Source organism: Erythrobacter sp. Alg231-14, from assembly GCF_900149685.1.
Classification (GTDB): domain Bacteria; phylum Pseudomonadota; class Alphaproteobacteria; order Sphingomonadales; family Sphingomonadaceae; genus Erythrobacter.
Window position 1 is genome coordinate 2285448 of sequence record NZ_LT702999.1, and the last position, 21469, is coordinate 2306916.

The 21469-nt window shown below is 56.3% G+C and carries 21 protein-coding genes; 15 read left to right on the forward strand and 6 right to left on the reverse strand.

Going from position 1 to position 21469, the window contains the following annotated elements:
- Positions 1-14: 14 nt before the first annotated feature.
- The 10 genes from BQ8290_RS10955 to BQ8290_RS11000 are packed head-to-tail and all read left to right on the forward strand — an operon-like array spanning position 15 to position 7056.
- A complete protein-coding gene (locus tag BQ8290_RS10955; protein ID WP_108790128.1) occupies positions 15-590 on the forward strand; it encodes a flagellar basal body-associated FliL family protein in 576 nt (191 codons plus the stop codon).
- Positions 587-1561 carry a FliM/FliN family flagellar motor switch protein gene (locus tag BQ8290_RS10960; protein ID WP_108790131.1) on the forward strand — a complete coding sequence of 325 codons (975 nt, stop codon included), beginning with the start codon at positions 587-589 and terminating at the stop codon, positions 1559-1561. Before BQ8290_RS10955 ends, BQ8290_RS10960 begins: the two co-directional genes overlap by 4 nt.
- The gene (gene fliN, locus BQ8290_RS10965) at positions 1558-1902 is read left to right on the forward strand and encodes a flagellar motor switch protein FliN (RefSeq protein WP_108790134.1); all 345 of its coding nucleotides are present in this window, start codon (positions 1558-1560) and stop codon (positions 1900-1902) included. Before BQ8290_RS10960 ends, fliN begins: the two co-directional genes overlap by 4 nt.
- Positions 1899-2192, forward strand: coding sequence for a flagellar biosynthetic protein FliO (locus BQ8290_RS10970; RefSeq protein ID WP_108790137.1), 294 nt, complete (start codon positions 1899-1901; stop codon positions 2190-2192). Before fliN ends, BQ8290_RS10970 begins: the two co-directional genes overlap by 4 nt.
- Before the next feature lie 8 nt (positions 2193-2200).
- The gene (fliP, locus tag BQ8290_RS10975) at positions 2201-2980 is read left to right on the forward strand and encodes a flagellar type III secretion system pore protein FliP (RefSeq protein ID WP_443112321.1); all 780 of its coding nucleotides are present in this window, start codon (positions 2201-2203) and stop codon (positions 2978-2980) included.
- A 17-nt stretch (positions 2981-2997) separates the two neighbouring features.
- Positions 2998-3270 (forward strand): flagellar biosynthetic protein FliQ, encoded by a 273-nt coding sequence (locus BQ8290_RS10980; protein ID WP_108790140.1) that lies wholly within the window; start codon positions 2998-3000, stop codon positions 3268-3270.
- Positions 3271-3285: 15 nt separating this feature from the next.
- Positions 3286-4083 carry a flagellar biosynthetic protein FliR gene (locus BQ8290_RS10985; RefSeq protein ID WP_108790142.1) on the forward strand — a complete coding sequence of 266 codons (798 nt, stop codon included), beginning with the start codon at positions 3286-3288 and terminating at the stop codon, positions 4081-4083.
- Entirely contained in the window at positions 4080-5216 is a 1137-nt protein-coding gene (locus tag BQ8290_RS10990; protein WP_108790145.1) for an EscU/YscU/HrcU family type III secretion system export apparatus switch protein, read from the forward strand. Before BQ8290_RS10985 ends, BQ8290_RS10990 begins: the two co-directional genes overlap by 4 nt.
- A gap of 12 nt (positions 5217-5228) precedes the next feature.
- Positions 5229-6680 carry a flagellar filament capping protein FliD gene (gene fliD / locus BQ8290_RS10995; protein WP_108790148.1) on the forward strand — a complete coding sequence of 484 codons (1452 nt, stop codon included), beginning with the start codon at positions 5229-5231 and terminating at the stop codon, positions 6678-6680.
- Between the two features lies 1 nt (position 6681).
- Positions 6682-7056 (forward strand): hypothetical protein, encoded by a 375-nt coding sequence (locus BQ8290_RS11000; RefSeq protein ID WP_108790150.1) that lies wholly within the window; start codon positions 6682-6684, stop codon positions 7054-7056.
- A gap of 8 nt (positions 7057-7064) precedes the next feature.
- Here BQ8290_RS11000 and BQ8290_RS11005 read toward each other — a convergent pair whose 3' ends face one another.
- Positions 7065-7940: an alpha/beta fold hydrolase gene (locus tag BQ8290_RS11005; RefSeq protein ID WP_108790153.1), complete on the reverse strand. Its 876-nt coding sequence runs from the start codon at positions 7938-7940 to the stop codon at positions 7065-7067.
- Between the two features lie 40 nt (positions 7941-7980).
- Positions 7981-9180 (reverse strand): Na+/H+ antiporter NhaA, encoded by a 1200-nt coding sequence (nhaA, locus tag BQ8290_RS11010; protein WP_108792319.1) that lies wholly within the window; start codon positions 9178-9180, stop codon positions 7981-7983.
- 223 nt (positions 9181-9403) lie between these two features.
- Here nhaA and BQ8290_RS11015 point away from each other — a divergent pair, with 223 nt between their 5' ends.
- The 5 genes from BQ8290_RS11015 to BQ8290_RS11035 all read left to right on the forward strand — a co-directional run bounded on the left by BQ8290_RS11015 (position 9404) and on the right by BQ8290_RS11035 (position 16310).
- Positions 9404-10465 (forward strand): efflux RND transporter periplasmic adaptor subunit, encoded by a 1062-nt coding sequence (locus tag BQ8290_RS11015; protein ID WP_108790156.1) that lies wholly within the window; start codon positions 9404-9406, stop codon positions 10463-10465.
- Positions 10466-10508: 43 nt separating this feature from the next.
- Positions 10509-13592: an efflux RND transporter permease subunit gene (locus BQ8290_RS11020; protein ID WP_337661331.1), complete on the forward strand. Its 3084-nt coding sequence runs from the start codon at positions 10509-10511 to the stop codon at positions 13590-13592.
- The gene (locus BQ8290_RS11025; protein WP_108790158.1) at positions 13589-15004 is read left to right on the forward strand and encodes an efflux transporter outer membrane subunit; all 1416 of its coding nucleotides are present in this window, start codon (positions 13589-13591) and stop codon (positions 15002-15004) included. The genes BQ8290_RS11020 and BQ8290_RS11025 overlap by 4 nt, the downstream gene beginning before the upstream one ends.
- A 146-nt stretch (positions 15005-15150) precedes the next feature.
- Positions 15151-15687: a flavin reductase gene (locus tag BQ8290_RS11030; RefSeq protein WP_108790161.1), complete on the forward strand. Its 537-nt coding sequence runs from the start codon at positions 15151-15153 to the stop codon at positions 15685-15687.
- Complete coding sequence (locus tag BQ8290_RS11035) at positions 15687-16310, forward strand: TetR family transcriptional regulator (protein WP_108790164.1); 624 nt, start codon at positions 15687-15689, stop codon at positions 16308-16310. Before BQ8290_RS11030 ends, BQ8290_RS11035 begins: the two co-directional genes overlap by 1 nt.
- Positions 16311-16316: 6 nt before the next feature.
- On the opposite strand, the gene BQ8290_RS11040 is transcribed toward BQ8290_RS11035, so the two are convergent.
- The 4 genes from BQ8290_RS11040 to BQ8290_RS11055 all read right to left on the reverse strand — a co-directional run bounded on the left by BQ8290_RS11040 (position 16317) and on the right by BQ8290_RS11055 (position 21423).
- Positions 16317-16718, reverse strand: a complete 402-nt coding sequence (locus BQ8290_RS11040; protein ID WP_337661332.1) for a PaaI family thioesterase — start codon at positions 16716-16718, stop codon at positions 16317-16319.
- Between the two features lie 4 nt (positions 16719-16722).
- A complete protein-coding gene (locus tag BQ8290_RS11045; RefSeq protein ID WP_108790170.1) occupies positions 16723-17091 on the reverse strand; it encodes a cupin domain-containing protein in 369 nt (122 codons plus the stop codon).
- A complete protein-coding gene (locus BQ8290_RS11050) occupies positions 17091-18197 on the reverse strand; it encodes an S-(hydroxymethyl)glutathione dehydrogenase/class III alcohol dehydrogenase (protein ID WP_108790172.1) in 1107 nt (368 codons plus the stop codon). The genes BQ8290_RS11045 and BQ8290_RS11050 overlap by 1 nt, the downstream gene beginning before the upstream one ends.
- 169 nt (positions 18198-18366) lie before the next feature.
- Complete coding sequence (locus BQ8290_RS11055) at positions 18367-21423, reverse strand: DUF2339 domain-containing protein (protein ID WP_108790175.1); 3057 nt, start codon at positions 21421-21423, stop codon at positions 18367-18369.
- Between the last annotated feature and the right edge of the window lie 46 nt (positions 21424-21469).

A 21469-nucleotide genomic window follows, 5' to 3' on the forward strand; every position in this document is an offset into this window, starting at 1 on the left:
GGAGCTGATTGAGCATGGCAAAGGCTGACGACACAGCCTCTTCGGAAAAGCCCAAGGGAGGCATGATGAAGATGGTGCTGGGCGCTGTGCTGCTGCTCGCAGTGGGCGCAGGCGGTGCCTATGGGGCATTTGCCGCGGGCTTTATTGGCGCCGATGGGGAAAGCGGACCCGACCTACCGGAATTTGTGCGCAAAGGGGAAACAGACCCCTACGCGATGGCAACTGACAGCAAGGATCAGGCACCTGTTGTCTACGGCGACGGGGGGAGCGAATACCGCACCGCCTATTACAGTTTTGAAGACACATTCACATCGAATTTGGCCGATTCACCGGCGTTGATTCAGGTGGACCTTGCCGTGTCCACACGCCGTGATGGGCGTGTGTTGGGATGGGTTAAGAACCATGAACTGGCGATCCGATCGGCCATTCTGGCGCAATTGGCAGCCACGTCAGAGGCCGACATTTACGATGTCGAAGGCAAAGACGCACTTTCCCAACGGCTGACTGCTTCGATCAACGCCGTGCTTGAAGAAAACGAAGGTTTTGGCGGGATCGAAGCCGTCCATTTCAAGGGGGTGTTGGTCCAATGAACATGTCGCCATCTTTCTCGGATTCGTTCGCCAATGCACGCCCTATTGCAGAACATTGCGCAGAATTGACATGGCGCGGTCCCCGACCGGAAGAACGCGCCGAAAACCTAACGGCGTGGCGTCGAGATTTGGGGTCCGAATTGTCTCAGGAATTGGGCCAATTGTTCTCTGGCGGAAAGTTCAAAGTGGCGCTGGGCGAACCAGAATTTGTCACCGGTGAGACTGTCTTTGAAAGGGTGGGCGTCGTCGCCGCGAACAGTTTGTTGAGATGCGGTGAAGGCGATCAAACCATGCTGCTCTCCCTCGATTATCCGACCGCGATTGCGTTGACCGATTGTTCGTTTGGAGGTGATGGCCATGCGCCGGAAGAAACACCCGCCCAATTGCCTCGATCTGCCTCTTTGTTGATCGAAAAGGTCGCTTCATTGGTCGCCCAAGTGGTGGTGATGAGCAGCGGCGGCACCCAACGGGTTAAAGGGGACGTTTTGGTCCGCAGCGAAAGCATCACAAGGCTCAAACCGTTCGGTGGAGAGGCACGGGTGGCGTTTTTCCCGATCACCATGGGGATGAGCGACGGCGCACAATGGAACGCTATATTGGCGGTCGCCAATGATCGATTGGATGACCTTTTGCCCGGCGCAAATTTCGGCACACCAACCGACAACAGCAACCGTTTGCCCAGCGATGGAACGACCGGGCCGTTTGCGGCGATGCCTTTGTCATTGGAAGCGGTTTTGGGTGAATTCAGTTTGTCGTTGAGCAAGCTCAACACGCTCGCGCCCGGAGACGAAATTCCGCTCGCGATGCAGCGCGAATTGCCTTTGCGCATCGGCGATCAAACCGTCGTCCACGGAACGTTGGGCACAGTTGAAAACCGCATGGCGTTGCGCGTCACGCGGCTGCCCAAATCCGCGATCAACCAACCATTCACTCCGGCGAATGCCGCACCAAACGATCGAGACACAGCATGAACGCTTTTAACCCTGCGATGCATCGTTTTGGCGATGTCACCGTGCGTCTTTCGGTGGAATTGGGTCGCACCGATATGCCGTTAAAGGACGTCTTGTCCCTTGCCGAAGGCAGCGTTGTGCCCTTGGATCGATTGACTGATGAATTGCTGGACGTGACTGCGAATGGTCGCGTCGTGGCGCGCGGCGAAGTGGTCGCGCAGGATGGCCGGTTTGCGTTGCGGATCGTCTCTCTTGTTGGCGATGAGGATGCATCGCCCAGCAGGATGCACGCCCAAGCGGGCGGACCCGCAGACGCTCCCGCGCGTGCATCCAGCGCCGAAAGTTTGGACACGCCGGCATGATGGTCGAATACGTCCTTCGTCTTGCGCTCCTGTTGCCGCTCCTTGGGCTGTTGATCTGGTGCAGTCTTAAGCTGACACGGTATCTACAGGAACGGATTGTTGGCGCGCACAAAGGCGGCAGATCGCTTGAACTGGTCGAAACGAGCTTGCTTGCACCTGGCCTAAAATTGGCGGTGGTGCGATTTCATGATCGTGAGATTTTGTTGGGGTGTTCTCGCAGCGGCCTGATCCGCCTCGCAGAAGTGCCTGAGCGGGCGGCCGCGCCAACGCAAACCCTCCTTTCAGAGTAGGCATAACGATGCGCGCGTTCTTTATCACAGCCGCAACAGGTGCGTTCGCGTTAACCATGTTTGCAATGGCCGCCCCGGCGATGGCGACGCCTGCGGACGCGGTTGGCGTGGGCAGCGCGATCGAACGCGCATTGGGCGATCAAGGGGCGGGCGAAGGCGCACCGTTGAGTTTCTCCATTCAACTCTTGCTGGTCATGAGCTTGCTCACGATTTTGCCGGCAATCGTGTTGATGATGAGCAGTTTTCTGCGGATTCTGATTGTGCTCTCCATCCTGCGTCAAGCTTTGGGCCTGCAAGGATCGCCCCCAACCCAGGTGCTGGTCGGATTGTCCTTGTTTCTTTCCCTATTTGTGATGGCGCCGACATTGGATGCGGTGAACGTTTTGGCGATTGAACCCTATTCCGCCGGAATGATGAGCGCGGATGCCGCCATCGCCAGCGCGGGCGATGCGTTCCATGCGTTTATGCTGGCGCAAACGCGCGAAGCCAATCTGATCATGTTCGCCGATATTGCCGGTGTCGATCAATTCGAAGATCCATCGCAGATCCCATTTTCCATTCTCCTGCCATCATTCGTGACCAGCGAATTGGAAACCGCGTTTCAGATCGGCTTCATGCTGTTCCTGCCATTCCTTGTCATCGATTTGGTCGTGGCCAGCGTCTTGATGAGCCTTGGCATGATGATGCTGTCACCGACGATTATCTCGCTGCCGTTCAAACTTCTGTTGTTTGTCCTTGTCGATGGTTGGGCGCTGCTGATGGGCAGCCTCGCCATGAGCTTCGCGTAAGATCGAGGGGGCACGATATGCAACATGATGCACAATTGCTGGCATTGGCGGATCAAACTTTGTGGGTCACCGCGCTCATCGTTGGGCCGGTTCTATGCTCTGCTTTGGCGGTGGGACTGTTGGTTGGGATTATTCAGGCCGCAACATCGGTGAATGAGCAAACATTGACCTTTGTCCCCAAACTGGCCGTCACCGCTCTTGTTTTTGTGATTTTGGGCGGAACGATGATGGCGTTGTTGGGCGATTTTCTGCGCGAGATATTTGCGCAAATTGGCCAGATCTCGGTCTGACGAGGACGCGCGGCGATGACCATCCTCGATCTCGGCTTTGGCGGGCTGGAGGAACAATTGTGGCAAATCTTGTTCCTTTCCATCCGATGCGGTGCGGCGCTTTTGGCGGCCCCCATGGTGGGCGGTATGGCGGTCCCAGCGCAATTGCGGGCCCTGCTGGCTTTGATCTTTGCCGTTTTTGTGGCGAATTGGATCCCGCTAGCTCCGTTGCCCGATATGATGAGTTTTGCGGCCGTCTTGGCAATCGTCCAAGAGGTTGTGATTGGCGCGGCGCTTGGATTTATTCTTCAGGTGGCCTTTGCCGTTCCGCTTATCGCTGCGGAACAGATCGCGGGGACGATGGGCCTCGCGATTGCCACGTCGATTGATCCGGCAAGCGGTGCCCAATCCGGCGCGCTGGGTACCTATTTCGGTTTGATCCTGACCTTGTTGTTCTACGCTATTGGCGGGCATTTGTTGTGGTTTGAACTTGTCGTCGAAAGCTATCGAATATTGCCCGCTGGTTCCTTTGCTGTGGGCGATCTTCATGCGCGCGATGTGGTCGTCTTTGCCGGATATGGGTTTGCAACGGCCGCGGCGATCGCGCTTCCGGTTGTGTTGGTTTTGTTGATGGTTCAGGTCGTGACCGGCACCATCTCTCGCTCTGCGCCGGCGCTAAATCTGTTCGCGCTTGGTCTACCGGCGGGCGTTTTGGCCGGGATTGCGGCGCTAATCATTGTAATGCCCATCGTGGTGGAACAATTCGTCGCCTTGTTGTCGACGACACTTGAACAATCGGCCGCGTTGCTTGAGCCGGTGGCAGGTGTGATTTGAGCGAGGAAACCCCCGGGGAAAAGCGGTTTGATCCAACGCCAAAACGCAAAAGCGATGCGGCGAAAAAGGGCGACGTGCTGCGATCAAAGGAGGTCGCAACCGCAGCCGCAATGGCGACAGGCACATTCACATTGGTCATGGTTGGCCCCTGGCTTCTAAGCAGCATCAAGGGCGTCGCTCGGTCCAATTTCCAATTTGATTTTCACACCTTGGACGAATTCACCCCCGGAACGCGTTTTGCAGAGGCGGCCGGCGCCTTGTTGCCGCCGATTTTTGCGATTGGATTGGCGGTCATTGCCATCACCGTGGGGTCGCAAATGTTGTTGGGCGAGGGGCGCTTTGTGCCGCAAAACCTCAAACCCAAAGGGTCGCGCATCAACCCTATATCTGGATTGAAACGTATATTCGGCATCCAAGGGGTGATTGAATTGGGGAAATCGATCCTCAAACTGGGATTGATGGGATCCATCGCTTGGTATTGGGTGTCGAAAAATCTGGTGGGATTGTTGGGTCTGGGACGTGGATCGTTAGAGGCGCAATTGTCGTTTGCTTGGGACAGCGCGGGTACATTGGTCGGGCTTTTGGTCGTTGGCCTCTTGATCATCGCGGCGATCGATTATCCGCTCCAACGGTTTCAACAAAACAAGCGGTTGAAGATGAGCCATGAGGATTTGAAGAACGAGAACAAACAAGCCGAAGGGTCGCCGGAAATGAAAATGGCCCGGCGCCAACGTCAACGCGACCTTGCCAGAGGCAGTGTCGGGCCGGCGATGAAAGACGCGCAATTCCTGGTGGTAAACCCCATGCATTTTGCCGTTGCCATGACCTATGATCCGAACCTAGCTCCTGCCCCCATTGTCTTGGCCAAAGGGCGCGGCGAAACGGCGATGGCGATGCGCGAAATGGCAAGCGAACAAGGCCTGCCCGTGCTGCATTATCCGCAATTGGCCCGCGCCATTTACTTCACCACACGGGCGAACCAGATGGTTCGCGAAGAATTGTATATCGCTATTGCGTCGCTGGTCGCGTTTGTCCTGTCGCTAGAAAGGGGAGAGAAACCCAACAAGCCGACGGTCGACGTGCCTGAGGAATTGCGTTTTGACGCGGATGGAAAACTGGATCGCGCCGCTTAAACACTGTGCGCAATGGCCGTTCTGCGGCCTATGGAAAATCCTGGCTCTTCTATCATTTCCGCATTTGGCGCGGGCAGCGGTGTGGACTTTGTCCAACTTGCCAACGACCTGTCCGATGCGTCATTTTCATTCCAGCGTGAAAACCTGCAATCGCGCAACGAAGCGTTGGAGGCGCGGATTTCGGCCGCATCGGTCCTGCGCAATTCGTTGACCAATTTGGCCAGCGCGTTGGGCGATCGCATCCGCACCGGCGATCTGGCCCCGCGCGCGACGATCGGTGATCCTTTTATCGCAGAAGTTTCCACCACTCCCGGTCTGACGCCAACCGGCACCTACGAATTGGAAGTCAGCCAACTTGCCGACAGTCAAACCCTCGTCTCGCAAGATTTTGGCGCCGTGGACGACACCGTCGGGGAAGGGACGTTTCGCATCCGTTTCGGCGCGGTCGATGGGGCAGGTTTCACCGAAGACACCAGCCAGACCCCGCTTGAGATTGATGTGAGCGATATCGACACGCTTGAAACATTGGCGGGCAAAATCAATTCCGCCAGCGGAGGCGCGCTTGACGCCTATGTCGCCAACGGATCAGGCGGCGCACAGCTTGTGATCAAAGGTCAGCAAGGCGCCAGCAATGGGTTCACCATTGAAGGCGAAAGCAGCGCCGCTGTACCAACTTCGACGCCGGGCGATTTGTCTTACCTTTCCTGGCAACCCGCCACCGATGCAGGTGAGTTACGCCAAACCGCGCAAGATGCCTTGTTTGAACTCGACACCGTCCCAATGAACAGCGCGAGCAACACTGTCACAGGACTGCCCGAAGGCATCGTCCTTGACCTTAGCGCGACCAACATCGGGTCACCCACCACGGTCACTTTTGCCAATGACAGTTCGGCCATTACCAGCGTGATGAGCGACTTTACCGCCGCGTTGAACGACTTGGTCGGGGTGTTGAACGCGGAGGGCGCAGCTCTAGGCGGAACATTGGGCAACGATCCCGGCACGCGCGAATTGAAGCGCGATCTCAGCCGTTTGACCAGCGAGACAGTGATGCCGAATGTCGAAGAGGGCGAGCCCTCTACGCTTGGGGATCTGGGCTTATCGCTCAATCGTGATGGCACGTTTGAGTTGGATACAGAGCGGCTCACTGCAACTTTGGATGCCAGCCCGGATGGTGCGGCTGCGATGTTTACAACGGGGGCATTTGGCGTTTTCGCCACGATGGACAATCTCGCGCGGGATAATTCGCTTCGCACCGATCCCGGCTCACTTGGCGGATCGTTGGTTCGCTACGAGGCGTTGATTGAAAACAACGATGAGCGATTGACCCGTATTGCCGAACAACAAGAAACACTGCGGTCGCGATTGACGCGCGATCTGGTTGCGGCGGAATCGCGGATTTCCACATCACAATCCACGCTAAGCTTCCTGCAACAGCAGATAGATGCATGGAACGGGTCCAATTAGGATGGGCATGTTTTCAAAAGCGGCAGAGGCCGCATATCGCCGGGTTGATCTTGACGCTCGGATTGAGGCGTCATCGTGCGAGAACTTGACAATTATCTGTCTGGAAGAGGCCGTTTCCGCTCTGTCTCAGGGATTGTTGGTATTGGATCGAGAGCCCGATCGGACACCAACCGAACCGTTGGCGCGCGCGCATGGTATCGCCCTATGGCTGGCGCGCAGCGTATCGCCGGACAATCCGCTTCACGCGGCTATGGTGCAATTTTACGGCGGTTTAGCCACTACGATCATGCGCAATATGCGGCGCACCTCTGTCGCCGAATTGACTCAAGTCCGCGATGATTTCTCGGATCTACTGCACGCCGCCAACACGGTTTGAATTGCGCCTTACTGGGCCATCGCTTCTGTGATGATGCAAGCCGCATCAATGGGGTCTTCGAACGGGTGAAAGTGCGTCCTGTCGGGACGATCAAGGTCCACCCCGTTCGGGAGCAAGGCCGCCAATTTGGGCCATGTGGGTGACCCCTTAAAATCGGTGATGCCGGTTTGTTTTGCCCGCACAACAATCGTAGGCACGTGAACCTTGGTTGCTGCTTCATGGATGCCGATATTGCTGCGGCTAGATCCGTAGACGCTGGCTTCCATTTCTGGTGAACAGGCCAAAACATATCCGCCATTTGGTTGTTCGGTCAGGCCAAACCGGCAGTAATCTTCAAAGACACGCCGGTCGAAAATCGAATACGGATCGCGCGGGCCAAACCGCTCCATCATGGCTTCGAGAGAGGCAAAGTCGCGCTTGCGCCGGATCGCTGGATGCGGAGCGTCGGATGTGAACAGTGCGGCGTCTTGCTGATAGAATTCTGGCGCTAAGATGACGGGGTCAAACAAAACCAAACGGCTGAAAGCGTCCGGTCGCTCTGACGCGGATTGAACCAATGTGTGTGCGCCCATCGAATGGCCGACACCCACTGCACGGCGGATGCGCAATTGATCAATGAATCCGTTCACATCGTCGGAGATAACTCGCCAATTGTCGATGGGCTCGCCCTCTGTGCGGCCATGCCCTCTAAGGTCAAGTGATAGGACGCGCCGATCCGGGAATTGTTCTGCAATCGCATCAAACACACGGCCATGAAATCCGGTGGCATGCGCAAAGACGATTGGCGGTTCCTGATTGCCTGGCTTTGCGCGCCATTCGTAATAGGTGAGGCTAATGCCGTTGACCCGGATGCTGCGTGTGACGGGGTGCCCGGATGTTGGCATGGATTGAGTTCCTCGATTGATGATGCGGGTTGCGATGCCGCTAATTCTTACCCGTACTTGTGTCTTGCTCCGCATTATCGGGCAAGGCCGATTTGAGCAGGAAGAACCCGGCAATGGCTGCCACCAGCGATCCCGACAACACGCCCAGTTTGACCGCGTCCACTTGAGCGGGATCATCGAAGGCGAGATTGCCGATAAATAGGCTCATCGTGAAACCGATGGCGGCGAGCATGGAAAGCCCGTGGATCTTCCGCCAGCCTACTCCTTCGGGCAGTTGGGCAAGGCCGGATTTCACAGCCAGCCAAGCGAACCCAACGATCCCGACCTGTTTGCCAATCAACAGACCCAACGCAATGCCCAACGGCAACGGTTGCAACAAATCGGCAGGCGACAATCCAATCAATGTCACCCCCGCATTGGCAAAACCAAATATCGGGATGATGACAAAAGCGACCCATCTGTGCAGGCCATGTTCCATATGTTCCAGCATGCGAGAGCCATCGCGGGCCACCATGGGCACCATCATCGCGGCGGTCACGCCAGCCAAAGTTGCGTGAACGCCCGATTTCAAAACGAACACCCACATGATCACAGTCAAAAGAACATAAGGGATCGTCGAAGAAACCCGCATCCGACCCAAGGCAAACAGCAAGGCGAGCGAGATACCACCACCGATTAGCATGTCCACTTTGATTTCGCCGGTGTAAAACAAAGCGATGACGGTGATCGCGCCGATGTCGTCAATCACGGCGATGGCCAACAACAACGCCTTCATCGCAACCGGAACACGCGGACCAAGCAAGGACAAAATGCCCAGTGCAAAGGCGATATCGGTGGCCGCTGGGATGGCCCATCCACCGATACTTTCGGGCGAATTGTAGTTGAATCCCACATAAATCAGCGCCGGTATCGCCATGCCGCCCACAGCGGCGGCCAATGGCAAAGACGCTTTGTCCATGGTGGATAATTGGCCGCTTATGATTTCGCGCTTAACCTCCAGCCCGATTAGAAAGAAGAATATCGCCATCAGGCCATCATTGATCCAAAGCAAAAGCGCTTTGTTGATCGAAAAATCGCCAAAGGAGACGTTCAGTTTCGTCTCCAGCGTTCCAAAATACACCGAGGCCAGCGGCGTGTTGGCGATGATCAACGCCAATCCTGCGGCAACGATCAAGACGATCCCACCCGCGCTTTCCTGTTTCAGGAAGTCTTTGAGGGCTTCACTAACTCTATTGATCATTTTGAGGGGCGCACCTGGTCCATTGTTTCGGTCTATTGCTGCCTTAACGTACAATCGCGACATCGGTGCCCGATTATTGGGTGGGATGCACAAATTTTGCCGAATCGGACGCGACCGCCTATGTCAAGGAATGACCCGTCGTAGACGGGATACGGTGTGACGATCCAAAGCGTAAATTGATTGACTTCAGGGGATTGCGGTGAATTCTCCACGAGACGGATTGATGAATAAGCGGGTTGCCCGCTTTGCCACCATGTTTCTAGCTGGGTTGGCTTTGGCTGCGTGCGATATCGCGCCGCAAGAACAAGGTCCGGCTCCGCCACGTCCGGCCAAGCTTTTGACGTTGGAACGGGCGTCAAGCCAAGCGTCGAACAGTTTGCCCGCCGTGGTCCGTTCGGTTCGCAACACCGATTTGGCATTCCAAGTTGGTGGGCAAATTACCGAATGGAACGTCATCGACGGAGCGCGCTTTCAACGCGGCGATGTTATCGCAAGTCTGGATTCGCGCAGTTTCCAAGCGGCGTTGGCGCAAGCAGAGGCGCAGTATACAAACGCCGAAAGCGAGTATCAGCGCGCTTTAAGATTGATCGAAGAAGACGCCATTTCGCGCAGCGTCGTAGAAAATCGCGAAGCGCAATTGCAAGTGGCTCAGGCGACGCTCGACACGGCGCGAAAGAACCTATCGGACACCGTGCTTCGAGCGCCTTTTAGCGGCGGCGTTGGCCGGGCCAATGTGGAACAATTCCAAAATGTGGCGCCCCAACAATCGGTCTTGGTGTTGCAAAGCCGCGCCGTCGAAGCGGTTGTGAATGTGCCGGCAAGCTTTGTTTTGAATTCCAATCGCACCCGCTATTTCAACGTCGAAGTTGAATTGGACGCGGCCCCCGGTCAGCGCTTCTCAGCGACTTTTCGCGAAGCGGTGGGGCAAGCAGACAGCTCGACACAGACGTTCGAGGCGCATTTTGGTTTTGAGCCGCCCGATGAACTCGTCGTGTTGACGGGTATGACCGCGACGTTGTTCTTTGAAACAGAGGATATTGCGACCGACGAAGCAGAAGTCGGTGTGGCCGTCCCTCTTGCGGCCGTGATGACGCAAGAGGATCAACGGTATGTGTGGATCGTAACCGGGACTGATCGGGTTTTGGAACGGCGCGATGTTCAACTTGCCGATGGCGTCGGCGAAACCTTGGTCGTGGTGGACGGGTTGGAAATTGGCGATACTATTGTTGCTGCCGGTGGGGCGTATCTTCAGGCCGGGGATCGTGTGCGCACATGGCAAGAATGATTGCACGCGGTAACCAACGGTATTGGCAAGAGGAACAGGGCACGTGATCGATATCGCGGCCTATTCAATTCGCAACCGCTTGGTGATGTGGTTGGTGATCCTGTTGTCTTTGTTGGCGGGCTGGTTGGCGTACAGCAACATGCCGCGTTTCGAAGACCCGGAATTCACCATTCGGCAAGCGCAGATCTTCACGCCCTATCCCGGCGGCAGCCCCGAAGAGGTTGCGCGCGAAGTGTCCGCGCCTCTCGAAGAGGCGCTGCAGGATATGGCCGAGGTAAAAGAGATCCGATCGGTGTCATCATCGGGCTTTTCGGAAATCTCGGTTGAGATAAAATTTGAAGAATCCGCAACGCGCGAAGAATTGCAGATCATTTGGACCAAATTGCGCAACAAGGTCCGCGATGCCGCCGCCGAATTGCCGCCGGGCGCCGGGACCAGTCAGGTTTTCGATGAATTCGGCGACGTGTTTGGCATCTATTATGTGTTGACCGGCGATGGTTATTCGATGGCGGAGCTGCGGACATACGCCAAGACCCTGCGTCAAGAATTGCTGGCCGTACCCGGCGTCGGCAAGATCAACTTGGCCGGTGAACAAGATGAGGTGATCTATGTAGAGATCACGCGCCAAAACGCGGCGGCATTGGGTACAACGGTCAATGCGATCTTTGATCAACTCTCCACACAAAACGCCGTGGTTGCCGGAGGAACAGTTGAGGTTGGTGGCCAACGATTGGTGATCTCCCCAAGCGGCGATATCGATTCCGTCGAAGCGATCTCAAACTTGCTGGTGACGTCGGGCGAAGGGCGCGTCGCGCAATTGCGCGACATTGCGCAAGTGTCCCGCGGATTGCGCGAACCCGCCGAATTTCTAACCTATTATGACGGCGAACCGGCATTGGTGATGGGGATCGCAGCGGTTTCGGGATCGAATGTGGTTGCGGTTGAGCGCGCGCTCGCTGCGCGATTGATCGAATTGGAGGCGGAAAAACCGTCGGGCATGGTCCTCCATGAATTCTACAATCAGGGCAAAGTTGTTAATCAATCGGTGTCCGACTTTGTCGTCAATGTGATCATCGCTTTGGCGATTGTGATCGGCACGTTGTTTGTCTTCATGGGCTTTAAATCGGGTCTTGTGATTGGGATTGGCCTTGTCCTCACAATCGCGGCGACATTGGGCACGATGTATATGGGCGACATCCCGATGCACCGGATTTCGCTTGGCGCATTGATCATCGCGTTGGGCATGTTGGTCGACAACGCTATTGTTGTGACAGACGGCATCCTTACCGGGTGTCAACGCGGGCGAAAGATCGTCGATATCGCCAGCGATGTGGTGAGACGTTCGATGTGGCCATTGTTGGGCGGCACGATCGTCGGCATTTTGGCTTTTGCGCCGATTGGATTGGCGCCCGGTGAAGTTGCGGAATTCACCGGCGACCTGTTCTGGGTGATTTTGATATCGCTTTTGTACAGTTGGGTTTTCGCGATCACGTTGACGCCGTTTCTATGCTCGATCCTTTTCAAATCGGTCGAGGATCAATGCAGAGAGGGTGACGCATCGATTGATGAGCAATCCGAAGGCCGCGCTATGTCCGCTTTCAAGCGGTTGGTCGGGCAACTTGTGGCCAAACGATATGCGACAATCGGCGGAGCTGCCGCTTTGTTTGCGGCATCGGCCGCCGGCTTCTTCTTTGTGACACCGGGCTTTTTCCCGGCATCGACCACGCCCCAAATGGTGGTCGATTATTGGATGCCGGAAGGCACGGATATCGCGGCGACCGATGCGGATATGCGCGCGCTTCAAGAATATGTGTCCACATTGGAAGGGGTGGAGCATGTCCACACTCTCGTTGGGCGGGGCACGCTTCGCTATATGTTGACTTATCAATTCGAGAGCTCGAACCCGGCCTATGGACAATTGCTGGTCAAACTGGATGATTACGGTCGGCTCGATACGCTGATCCCTCAGGTCCAAGCGCATATCGACGACAATTACACCCAAGCGCAGGGAAAGGTGTGGCGGTTTGTTTTGGGCCCGGGCGGCGGGTCAAAGGTCGAGGCCACATTCTCTGGACCCAATCCTGAGGTTTTGCGCTCCCTCGCATTGCAAGCGCAGGCGGCTTTCCGTGAAGATGGCGGTGCGATTGCGGTCAAAGACAATTGGCGGCAGCCTGTTCCAACGATTGAACCGGTCTATTCAGAGGTGAAAGGCAGGCTTTCCGGGGTTAGCCGATCCGATGTTGGAGCCGCCTTGGCGCGCAATTATTCGGGGCAACAGGTTGGTGTCTATCGTGAGAATGACGATTTGATCCCGATAATGTCGCGCGCGCCGGAGAACGAACGGCAAGGCGTCGCTAATATGGGATCGATCCTTGTTATTTCGCCGACGGGCGCGGCTGTTCCGATTGAACAGGTCACCGATGGCATCGCAACCGTTTGGCGTGACAGTCGATTGCGCCGCACCGACAATGTCTGGTCGATCAAGGCGCAGGCTGATCCGGCGCCCGGTGTGTTGGCCGGCGATTTACAGGCTCGCGTGGAACCATTGGTCGAAGCGATTGAGTTGCCGCCGGGTTATTCACTTGTATGGGATGGCGAATCCGGCAGCAGCTCTGAAGCGAATGGCCAATTGGCTGGAGCCATCCCTTTCGGGTTCGGCGCGATGATCCTTGTGGTAATTTTCTTGTTCAATGCGTTGCGCCAACCTTTGGTCATTTGGTCGGTTGTGCCTCTGTCGCTGTTTGGAGTCGTATTCGGATTGATCGTGATGGGCGTTCCGTTTGAATTTATGGCGATCCTAGGGGTCTTGTCGCTTGCGGGATTGTTGATCAAAAACGCGATCGTGTTGGTGGATCAGATCGATCTGGAAATACGCGAGGGCAAGCCCCGTTATGACGCCTTGGTGGACAGCGCGGCCAGCCGGGTTAGGCCGGTATTGCTGGGGTCGGGGACGACCGTGTTAGGCGTCATTCCGCTCTTTTTCGATGCATTTTTCCAATCCATGGCGGTTGTCTTGGTGTTTGGTCTTAGTTTTGCGACCGCGCTGACATTGGTTGTGGTGCCGGTTGTGTACGCTGCGGTGTTTCGCATTGGCATGGAAGAAACGGCACAGGGGGAGACGGCATGAGAATTGGCGATTTTCCCCCTTTGGCCCTCTTGGCTGCTGCTGCGCTTTGTCTGAGCGGATGCGCCACGCTCAGCACGGATGCAGACATCGCCGAAGCAGCGGCGGCCAGCATCCCCGAATTGCCCGAAACGTGGGTGGTGGATGGCGCGGCGTCGGGCGACGTGCAAGTTGGATGGATCGAGGCCGTCGGCGACCCGGTGCTCAACGCATTGGTCTTAGAAGCGCAGGCCAACAATCCGGATATCCGCGCGGTTGAGGCAAGCGTTGACGCGTCTCGCGCGATAACGCGTCAAGCACGCTCAGCCTTCTTTCCGCAGGTCAGCGGCGTGGCCAATGTCGATCAGACCGATTCCCCGCAACCGTTCGCGGTCACCGATCCGGTCTACACCCTAACCGCTCAGGCGCAGTGGGAAGCGGACTTATGGGGTCGCGTTCGAGCCGGGCGCAACGTCGCCTATGCCAGCGCGCAGGCGATCGAAGCGGATTTCCGATTTGCACAATACGCCCTAGCTCAGGCGGTAGCGTCGGCGTATTTTTCATCCATCGAAGCGCGTGAACAAGTGGGCGTGGCCCGCCGCACTGTTGAAGCATTGGCAGAAATCGATCGTATCGTTCGGGTGCGGTATCGCGAAGGCTTCGCTTCTCGCCAAGACACTGCGATTGCAGGCTCAGATCTTGAATCGGCGCGCGATAATTTGGCTCAGGCGCAAGTGGCGGCCCGCTCATCGCGTCGGGCGCTCGAAGTGTTGTTGGGCCGATATCCTGCCGATCAAATCGCGTTGGCGGCTCGATTGCCGGAAACGCCGCCGCCGCCGCCTGCAGGCCTTCCGTCCGATTTGTTGGAAAGACGGCCCGATGTCGTGGCCGCGGAAAGACGCGTAGCCGCCGCGTTCGCAAATTTGGACCAAACGAAAGCCGCGCAATTGCCGCTGGTTTCGTTGACTGCGTCCGGTGGCGGCACGTCAACGGACTTGTTCAATATTTTGAACGGGCCAAGTCTGCTTTGGTCGATCGCGGGCAATGTCTTGCAACCGATTTTCGATGGTGGCTTGCGCGGCGCGCAGGAAGCGGAAGCCGATGCCAACAAACGCGCGGCTATTGCAACATATGCCAGCACAGCACTGTCGGCTTTGCGCGATGCCGAAGACAATTTGGATCAGGTGCAGGTTTTGGCCGCGCGTGAATTGATCCTTGAAAGCGCTGCCGAACAATCGGGCACCGCTTATGCCCTAACGCAATTGCAATATGCCGAAGGTGAAGTCGATCTGATCGACGTGCTCAATATCCAACAAAGGTTGTTTGCCGCCGAACGCAATTTGGTGACTATTCGCCGGGCTAGAATTGAACAATGGGTCGCGCTCAATTTGGCGTTGGGCGGATCGTGGGAAGGGGCAGAGCCGCGACCCGAATAAACACCGAATTCGTTAATCGCCATAGAGTTGGCGATGGCGCGTTTCATTGACAATTCAATCCGGTTGGCCGAACGGGCCCTCTCACACGCTCAGGGTACTGACCCTGTTACTTGCTCAATTCCTGCGTCCATCTTTTGGAGTATCCCTTGCGCGACGTTCACGACACACAAGCGCCCAGCGCTGTGCCCGATCAAGCCGATGCGGCCGCCGAGTTTCGGCGCCTGATGGGTTTGTTCGCGACCGGCGTGTGTGTTGTGTCGGTTAACTCGGGCAAGGATGCGATCGCCGCTATGACGGTGAATTCGTTTGTTTCTGTTTCGCTTGATCCAATGGTGGTCTGTTGGAGCCTTCAAAACTCGTCGAGCCAATTCGATGTTTATGCGCGTGCCGATCGATTCGCTGTTAGCATCCTCGCCCAAGATCAGGCCGAGCTCGCAACACGCTATGCCGCGCGCGGCGACACGCAATTGCGCGAATTGGATTTTACGCAGAGCGCGCAAGGCCTACCTGTTGTCGCAGGGGCGTTGGGCCATTTTGAATGTCAGAAGCACTCAGACCACTTGGTTGGCGATCACACTATGATCTTTGGTGAGGTCGCTGGGTTGCGCATTTACAGTGCATTAGATGGCCGGATTTCGCCGCTTGGCTTTTTCAATGGAAAATTTTGCAGTATCGAACAGTGATGGGGCAGGAAAAATCAAAACCTTCGCAGGATGACACGCGTGAAAAACTGTTGGCAGCGGCGCACAGCCAGTTTGCCGATCGGGGTTTCTACGGGGCCAGCATTGCGCAGATCGCCGGTGAAGTTGGATTGACCAAACAGGCGTTGTTGTATCATTTTAAGCGCAAAGAAGATCTCTACAGCGCCGTTCTAAAAGGTATTTCGGTGCGTTTGCTTGCGGCGCTTCGCAATCGAAATGATCGGGACCGTACACCGGCTGAACAATTCGAGCGCATGATAGCGAACCTCTATATTGCCGCGCGTGACAATCCGCTCGACACGAAAGTTTTGATGCGTGAACTTTTAGATGATCAAAGGCGCGACGCCCTGCCAAGCGAATGGTTTCTCAAAACCTGCCTCGATGAAATGGTCGATGCACTGGGCGCGATCCAATCGTTTGAACAACTTTCATTCTCTGAAAAATTCTCGCGGATTTATCTCTTAATGTCGGCGATTCAGTATTTTGCCGCGTCGGAATCGGTGATGACCCGGTTTTACGGTCCGCAAGAAGCGTCGTCGATCGCACAGGATTACCCAAAAGAATTGCGCGCGCATGTTCACAGATTGATCGAATCTGTCGAATAGCCCGGTTCAATAGAGGATCATTTGAGTGCAGCGGAAAAGCGCCAGCTTTCGCCTTGTTTCTTGATGTGTGACCGTTGATGTCCAAACTTGGGTGGTGCGGCCCAGATGGTCCGCCTCTGACCGCCCGATCAATGTCCCGTCGCTTGCCGAACCTAGAAAATTCGATTTGAGCTCTATGGTGGTGTAGCCTTTGGCCCCATCGGGCAGGGCTTGACCTGCGGCAAAGCCGCACACGCTATCGGCCAATGCGATCATGCTGGCCGCGTGCAATGCATTGGCGCCGGATCGAAGATGATGTTGTTCGATGGGCATCTTCGCCTCCAACCACCCGGCGCCTTCGTCGATCAATGTGATGCCCATATGCGGGACCAAACCGCCCGCCGGTGGATGGAACCTTGGGTCATTCATGCGATCAAATCTCCTCCGGTTCAAATGCGGTTGCCGCATCGCCAGTGTTGGGCGTGCCGTCGGCATCCATAATCAACAATTTCACTTCGCCTTTTCTCGCGCAGGGGCGATGCTCCAACCCTTTGGGAACCACGATCATTTCACCGGGCGAAAGCCGAACAGAGCGAGTGCGAAATTCCATCTCCAATTCGCCGTCGATTACTATGAACAATTCATCGGTGTCGGTGTGATGGTGCCAGTGAAACTCCCCTTCAACTTTCGCCAATCGGATTTCATTGCCGTTGTATCGCGCGGCCAGACGCGGGGCCCAATGGTCGGAAAACAGAGCGAACTTTTCCGCCAGATTGATCGCGCTCGGGTGAGTGTCCTCCATCAAAACACCACGACGGAGCGGATGCTCTCACCAGAATGCATCAGATCAAATCCTTTGTTGATTTCTTCGAGTTTGAGAACGTGCGTGATCATCGGGTCAATCGCGATTTTGCCATTCATGTACCAATCGACAATCTTGGGAACATCGGTGCGCCCCTTTGCACCGCCGAATGCGGTGCCGCGCCAATTTCGGCCCGTTACCAATTGAAAGGGACGGGTCGCGATTTCCTTGCCCGCTTCGGCAACGCCGATAATAATCGAGGTTCCCCACCCTTTGTGACACGATTCCAGCGCCTGACGCATGACGTCAGTGTTGCCGGTGCAATCGAACGTGTAGTCCGCCCCGCCATCCAACAATTCAACCAAATGGGCGACGACGTCGACGGTTTCTTTGGGGTTCACAAAATCGGTCATGCCGAATTTCTCGCCCCATTCACGTTTCGATGGGTTGATATCGACGCCAACGATGCGGTCTGCGCCGGCCATCCGCGCGCCTTGAATGACATTCAAACCGATGCCGCCAAGGCCAAAGACCACCACCGTATCGCCCGGTTGCACTTTGGCGGTGTTGACCACCGCGCCCACACCGGTGGTGACGCCACATCCCACGTAACAGGCCGATTTGAAGGGCGCGTCGGTGCGAATTTTCGCGACTGCGATTTCGGGAAGGACAACGAAATTCGAAAACGTCGAACATCCCATGTAATGAAAAATGGCTTCGCCTTTGTAGCTCATCCGGGATGTGCCATCCGGCATCAAACCTTGCCCCTGCGTATTGCGAATGGCGCTGCAGAGGTTGGTTTTGCCCGATAGGCACATTTTGCACTGACGGCATTCTGGGGTGTATAGCGGGATGACATGATCATCAGGTGCGACGCTGGTCACACCCGCGCCGACCTCACGCACAATGCCTGCACCTTCATGGCCAAGGACGCTGGGGAAAATCCCTTCGCTATCCAAACCGTCCAACGTGTAGGCATCTGTATGGCAGATGCCGGTTGCCATGATTTCGACCAAAACTTCGCCAGGGCGCGGACCCTCTAGGTCGAGTTCCACGATTTCCAGCGGCCTTTTGGCTTCAAAGGCGACGGCAGCCCTAGTTTTCATACCCAATTCCCATGTGATGCGTGCAGCCGGTGTTTCGTGGTCGGCGCAGTCTGCTGTTGTCGCGAGAGATTAACATAGAGATCCACCCTCAAGAAGACCTGCAACCGATGTTCTTGGCCCGCTTTCGAAGAGCACTATGAACCGCCTTTTCAGCTCCATGCAGGGATGGCTAGCTTTGGGCGGCATTCCGGTTGTAAAGTTGCCGTGAATAGACCCACCCAATGCCAATCAAGCTAAAGCCCAGAGCCATGAAGCTTGCAATTCTAAGCAAACCTTCGAGCCCGGCTGCGTCGATCAAGAACACTTTGACCACCGCGGCGAGCATCAAAACCAAAGACCCGATCCTCCAGCTGCGTTGGTCGCGCCATGACCCCCACCATAAATATCCCAGCGCAAGGAGAATACCCAACAACGATATGAGCAAGCTTTCTGTTTGACTGATTGAGCCTGCCGTCAAAACCGATCCTGCAAAGACATGGCGTAGCAAAGACAGGCCAAGCAGTGCAATCAATGCCATGCGAACCGCGTCCAAAGCGCGACGGAACAAAGGATGCGCATCGGCCCATATGATTTGCGCCAGCCAAAGCGCGCCGAGCGCCACGGCATATGCAAGCGAAAGCCAGTTTGCGACCGGAGTCGGGCCAACGTGCTGAACCGAAAATAGCGGATTGTGCAGGACCAAAGTGAACCAAACAAAATGCGCGAGGGATGCTGCTAAGATCACAGATGCCACCGGACGGCGCAGCGATTGAGCAATGGACCCCTGCCAAACGCCATAGGCGACCAGCAACAAAGCGGCTTGCCACACCGTTCTTTCGCCCATTGCGTAATGTTCAAATTCGAAAAGCGTCGCGATGCTAAATGCTTGCTTGTAGAGGCTGTGCACCATGGCGACCGTCAGAATGATCAGGAATGCCAGCATGCTTGAGATGAACTCCACGCGGCGACCTTGCCCTTTGGCGTAAAACACGGCCAAGCACGCCCCAATCGGCAGTACCCGTAAGGCGAGATCCATTGGGGTGATCGCGCCCTCTAAGAGGAACGGCTCTCCCAACACTGCCATGAGACCGGTGGTGCCCCAAGTCGCCATAGGCAAGAATGCCCAAAGCCCCGCAATGACCGACGCTGTGGTCCAAGCAGAGATCCGCGCAGATTGCCCAATGAACAAGCCGATCGCGCCGATTGCCGCGATCCATGCGAGCGCAGCACTGGGCACGATTTGGGCAATCGCGGCATATATTAAGGCCACGGCGAACGCTTCGGCAACGCCGATGCCAGCAGCGGACCTAGAGATCAAAGCCAAGCACACGAATGGCAAGGCAGCAGCGGCCCACCGAAGCGCGGCTCTTGCCATATCGATCGCCACATGAGCATCGCCGATCTGAGTGATCTCATTCGCAAAATCGGGGGTGACCAAAAGGGCGATGATCACGGTTGCCGCGCTTGCCCATGCGGCAATGGTTACTGACACCACTTCGCGTCGCCAGTTGCACCACAGAATAGGCGCAGCGACGATTGTGGCCATCACCGGAGCAATCCAAGCAGGCGTCAACAACAACAAGGCGGCAAAGGCTAAAGCCGCGCCAGAGATGATTAATCCCAACGATTTGCGCGTTTCCAATTCTTCATCGCGGCGCCACATCATGGCAAAACCGATCACTGGTAATGCAGATAGACCCGCCAGGCACGCGGCCAATATGGGCTCACTGCGTAGAGCGCCCCAACTGCCGAATTGGACGTAGAGAACAACGCCAAGGATGAAGGGCACAACCGCCAATTGCACACAGTCGAGCACATTGGCCCGGTCCAAACCTTGGTAGGTCAGCGGCAGGCCTACAAAAATCGCAAGGAAACTGACTGCGATTACGGCGAAGAATTGGGCGTTGGGGTCGGGCCAGATGAGCAACAGCCAAAGCCCCAATCCTGCGGCGATAAATGCACCCAAACGCAAGGCCAAATGCCGCCAGCCCAACGCCGACAGCGCCGCTCCGATCAGAAGATATAGCCCCCATGTCAAAGGGTCAAAGCCAGCGGAGCTGACCAAAGCGGCCACTTGCAACGTGGCGACGGAACCGGCCGCAAGGATCGGTAAACCCGGGCCATCTTTGCCATTCAACAAGGCAGGCAACAAAGTTCCGAGGATCACCAAATAGAGGCCCAATGCGGCGAAATCGGAAGCGTTGGAAACCCCCGCGAACATCATCAACCCGCCCCAACATAGACCCGCGGTCAACGCCATATAGCCCAGCCATTTGCGCCCTTGAACCTTCCCGGTCCAAGCAAGTCCGCCGGTGATCAGCGCCAAATAGAAAGACAGAAGCGGCACATTCGCGCTGTCGCTATCGACCAACATCGGCGCGGCAAAACCACCGACAAGTCCGATCACCGCGCTCGGCAAACCAAATCGGAAAGACAGGCCAATCGCCAATGCAGTTACAACCGCCAACCCTACAAAGGCAGGCCCAGAACCGATCAAACCATACCCCGTTCCGGCAAGGTAAAAGGCCCCATAAAGCGTGGCTAAACCGGCCCCGGCTAAAGCTTGACGAACGCGGGGATCCCGCAATCGCCCTTCAAAGCGGAACGCGGTCTCTGCACCGATCAAGAGAGCAACGCCGAAGACAAAGCTCATCGCCACGCGCACGGTTGGGGTTAACAAGCCTGCTTCGATAGAGAAGCGGACGAGGAAGATCCCGGCTATCGCAAGGGCGAAACCGCCGCCCCAAATCGGCAAACGCCGACCAAAAATATCTTCGAAATCGAATGAGAAGCCAGTGTGCGATTGATGTTCGGTTGCATCGTCATGACCAACCTCCTGGGGCTCTGTATCCGGCGTTGATGCTGCGATCGCCGGCCCAGTTGGCGGTGCGGTCAGAGGCTCGCCCATGACTTCGGGCTCTGCTTCGGGCTCTGCTTCGGGCTCGGTCTCGTGCGTATTCTCTGGATCAGGAGCTGGCTCAGATGCCACTTCTTCTTTCGGTGCGATGAGTTCCTCGGACTGCACCGATGGTTCGACGATTTTCTTAGCGGCGATTGGTTGCAGAACGGGATTCTCTGGTTCGGGCGCAATCGGTGCAGCTGCCGGTTCGGCCGCGCTGCTTTCGACGGACTGATCGCCGCCGTATCGCCATTCGTACAGATCGATAACTTGCCGTTCGAGCCTATCGATCCGTGTCCACGAATAGGCGACGGCACCACCAAGCAGCAAGATTAGGAGCATTTCCATAAAGCCCCATCAACATCGCCAAGACCGCATCACATTGCAATCACCA

Excerpts from the sequence above, each read along its gene's own strand:
- BQ8290_RS10980 (WP_108790140.1), top strand. The coding sequence starts at position 2,998 with ATGCAACATGATGCACAATTGCTGGCATTGGCGGATCAAACTTTGTGG.
- BQ8290_RS11025 (WP_108790158.1), top strand. The coding sequence starts at position 13,589 with ATGAGAATTGGCGATTTTCCCCCTTTGGCCCTCTTGGCTGCTGCTGCG.
- nhaA (WP_108792319.1), bottom strand. The coding sequence starts at position 9,180 with ATGATCAATAGAGTTAGTGAAGCCCTCAAAGACTTCCTGAAACAGGAA.
- BQ8290_RS11045 (WP_108790170.1), bottom strand. The coding sequence starts at position 17,091 with ATGGAGGACACTCACCCGAGCGCGATCAATCTGGCGGAAAAGTTCGCT.
- BQ8290_RS11005 (WP_108790153.1), bottom strand. The coding sequence starts at position 7,940 with ATGCCAACATCCGGGCACCCCGTCACACGCAGCATCCGGGTCAACGGC.
- BQ8290_RS10960 (WP_108790131.1), top strand. The coding sequence starts at position 587 with ATGAACATGTCGCCATCTTTCTCGGATTCGTTCGCCAATGCACGCCCT.
- fliN (WP_108790134.1), top strand. The coding sequence starts at position 1,558 with ATGAACGCTTTTAACCCTGCGATGCATCGTTTTGGCGATGTCACCGTG.
- BQ8290_RS11040 (WP_337661332.1), bottom strand. The coding sequence starts at position 16,718 with ATGAATGACCCAAGGTTCCATCCACCGGCGGGCGGTTTGGTCCCGCAT.
- BQ8290_RS10970 (WP_108790137.1), top strand. The coding sequence starts at position 1,899 with ATGATGGTCGAATACGTCCTTCGTCTTGCGCTCCTGTTGCCGCTCCTT.
- BQ8290_RS11050 (WP_108790172.1), bottom strand. The coding sequence starts at position 18,197 with ATGAAAACTAGGGCTGCCGTCGCCTTTGAAGCCAAAAGGCCGCTGGAA.
- BQ8290_RS11035 (WP_108790164.1), top strand. The coding sequence starts at position 15,687 with ATGGGGCAGGAAAAATCAAAACCTTCGCAGGATGACACGCGTGAAAAA.
- BQ8290_RS10985 (WP_108790142.1), top strand. The coding sequence starts at position 3,286 with ATGACCATCCTCGATCTCGGCTTTGGCGGGCTGGAGGAACAATTGTGG.
- BQ8290_RS10955 (WP_108790128.1), top strand. The coding sequence starts at position 15 with ATGGCAAAGGCTGACGACACAGCCTCTTCGGAAAAGCCCAAGGGAGGC.
- fliP (WP_443112321.1), top strand. The coding sequence starts at position 2,201 with ATGCGCGCGTTCTTTATCACAGCCGCAACAGGTGCGTTCGCGTTAACC.
- BQ8290_RS11055 (WP_108790175.1), bottom strand. The coding sequence starts at position 21,423 with ATGGAAATGCTCCTAATCTTGCTGCTTGGTGGTGCCGTCGCCTATTCG.
- BQ8290_RS11000 (WP_108790150.1), top strand. The coding sequence starts at position 6,682 with ATGGGCATGTTTTCAAAAGCGGCAGAGGCCGCATATCGCCGGGTTGAT.
- fliD (WP_108790148.1), top strand. The coding sequence starts at position 5,229 with ATGGCCGTTCTGCGGCCTATGGAAAATCCTGGCTCTTCTATCATTTCC.
- BQ8290_RS11015 (WP_108790156.1), top strand. The coding sequence starts at position 9,404 with ATGAATAAGCGGGTTGCCCGCTTTGCCACCATGTTTCTAGCTGGGTTG.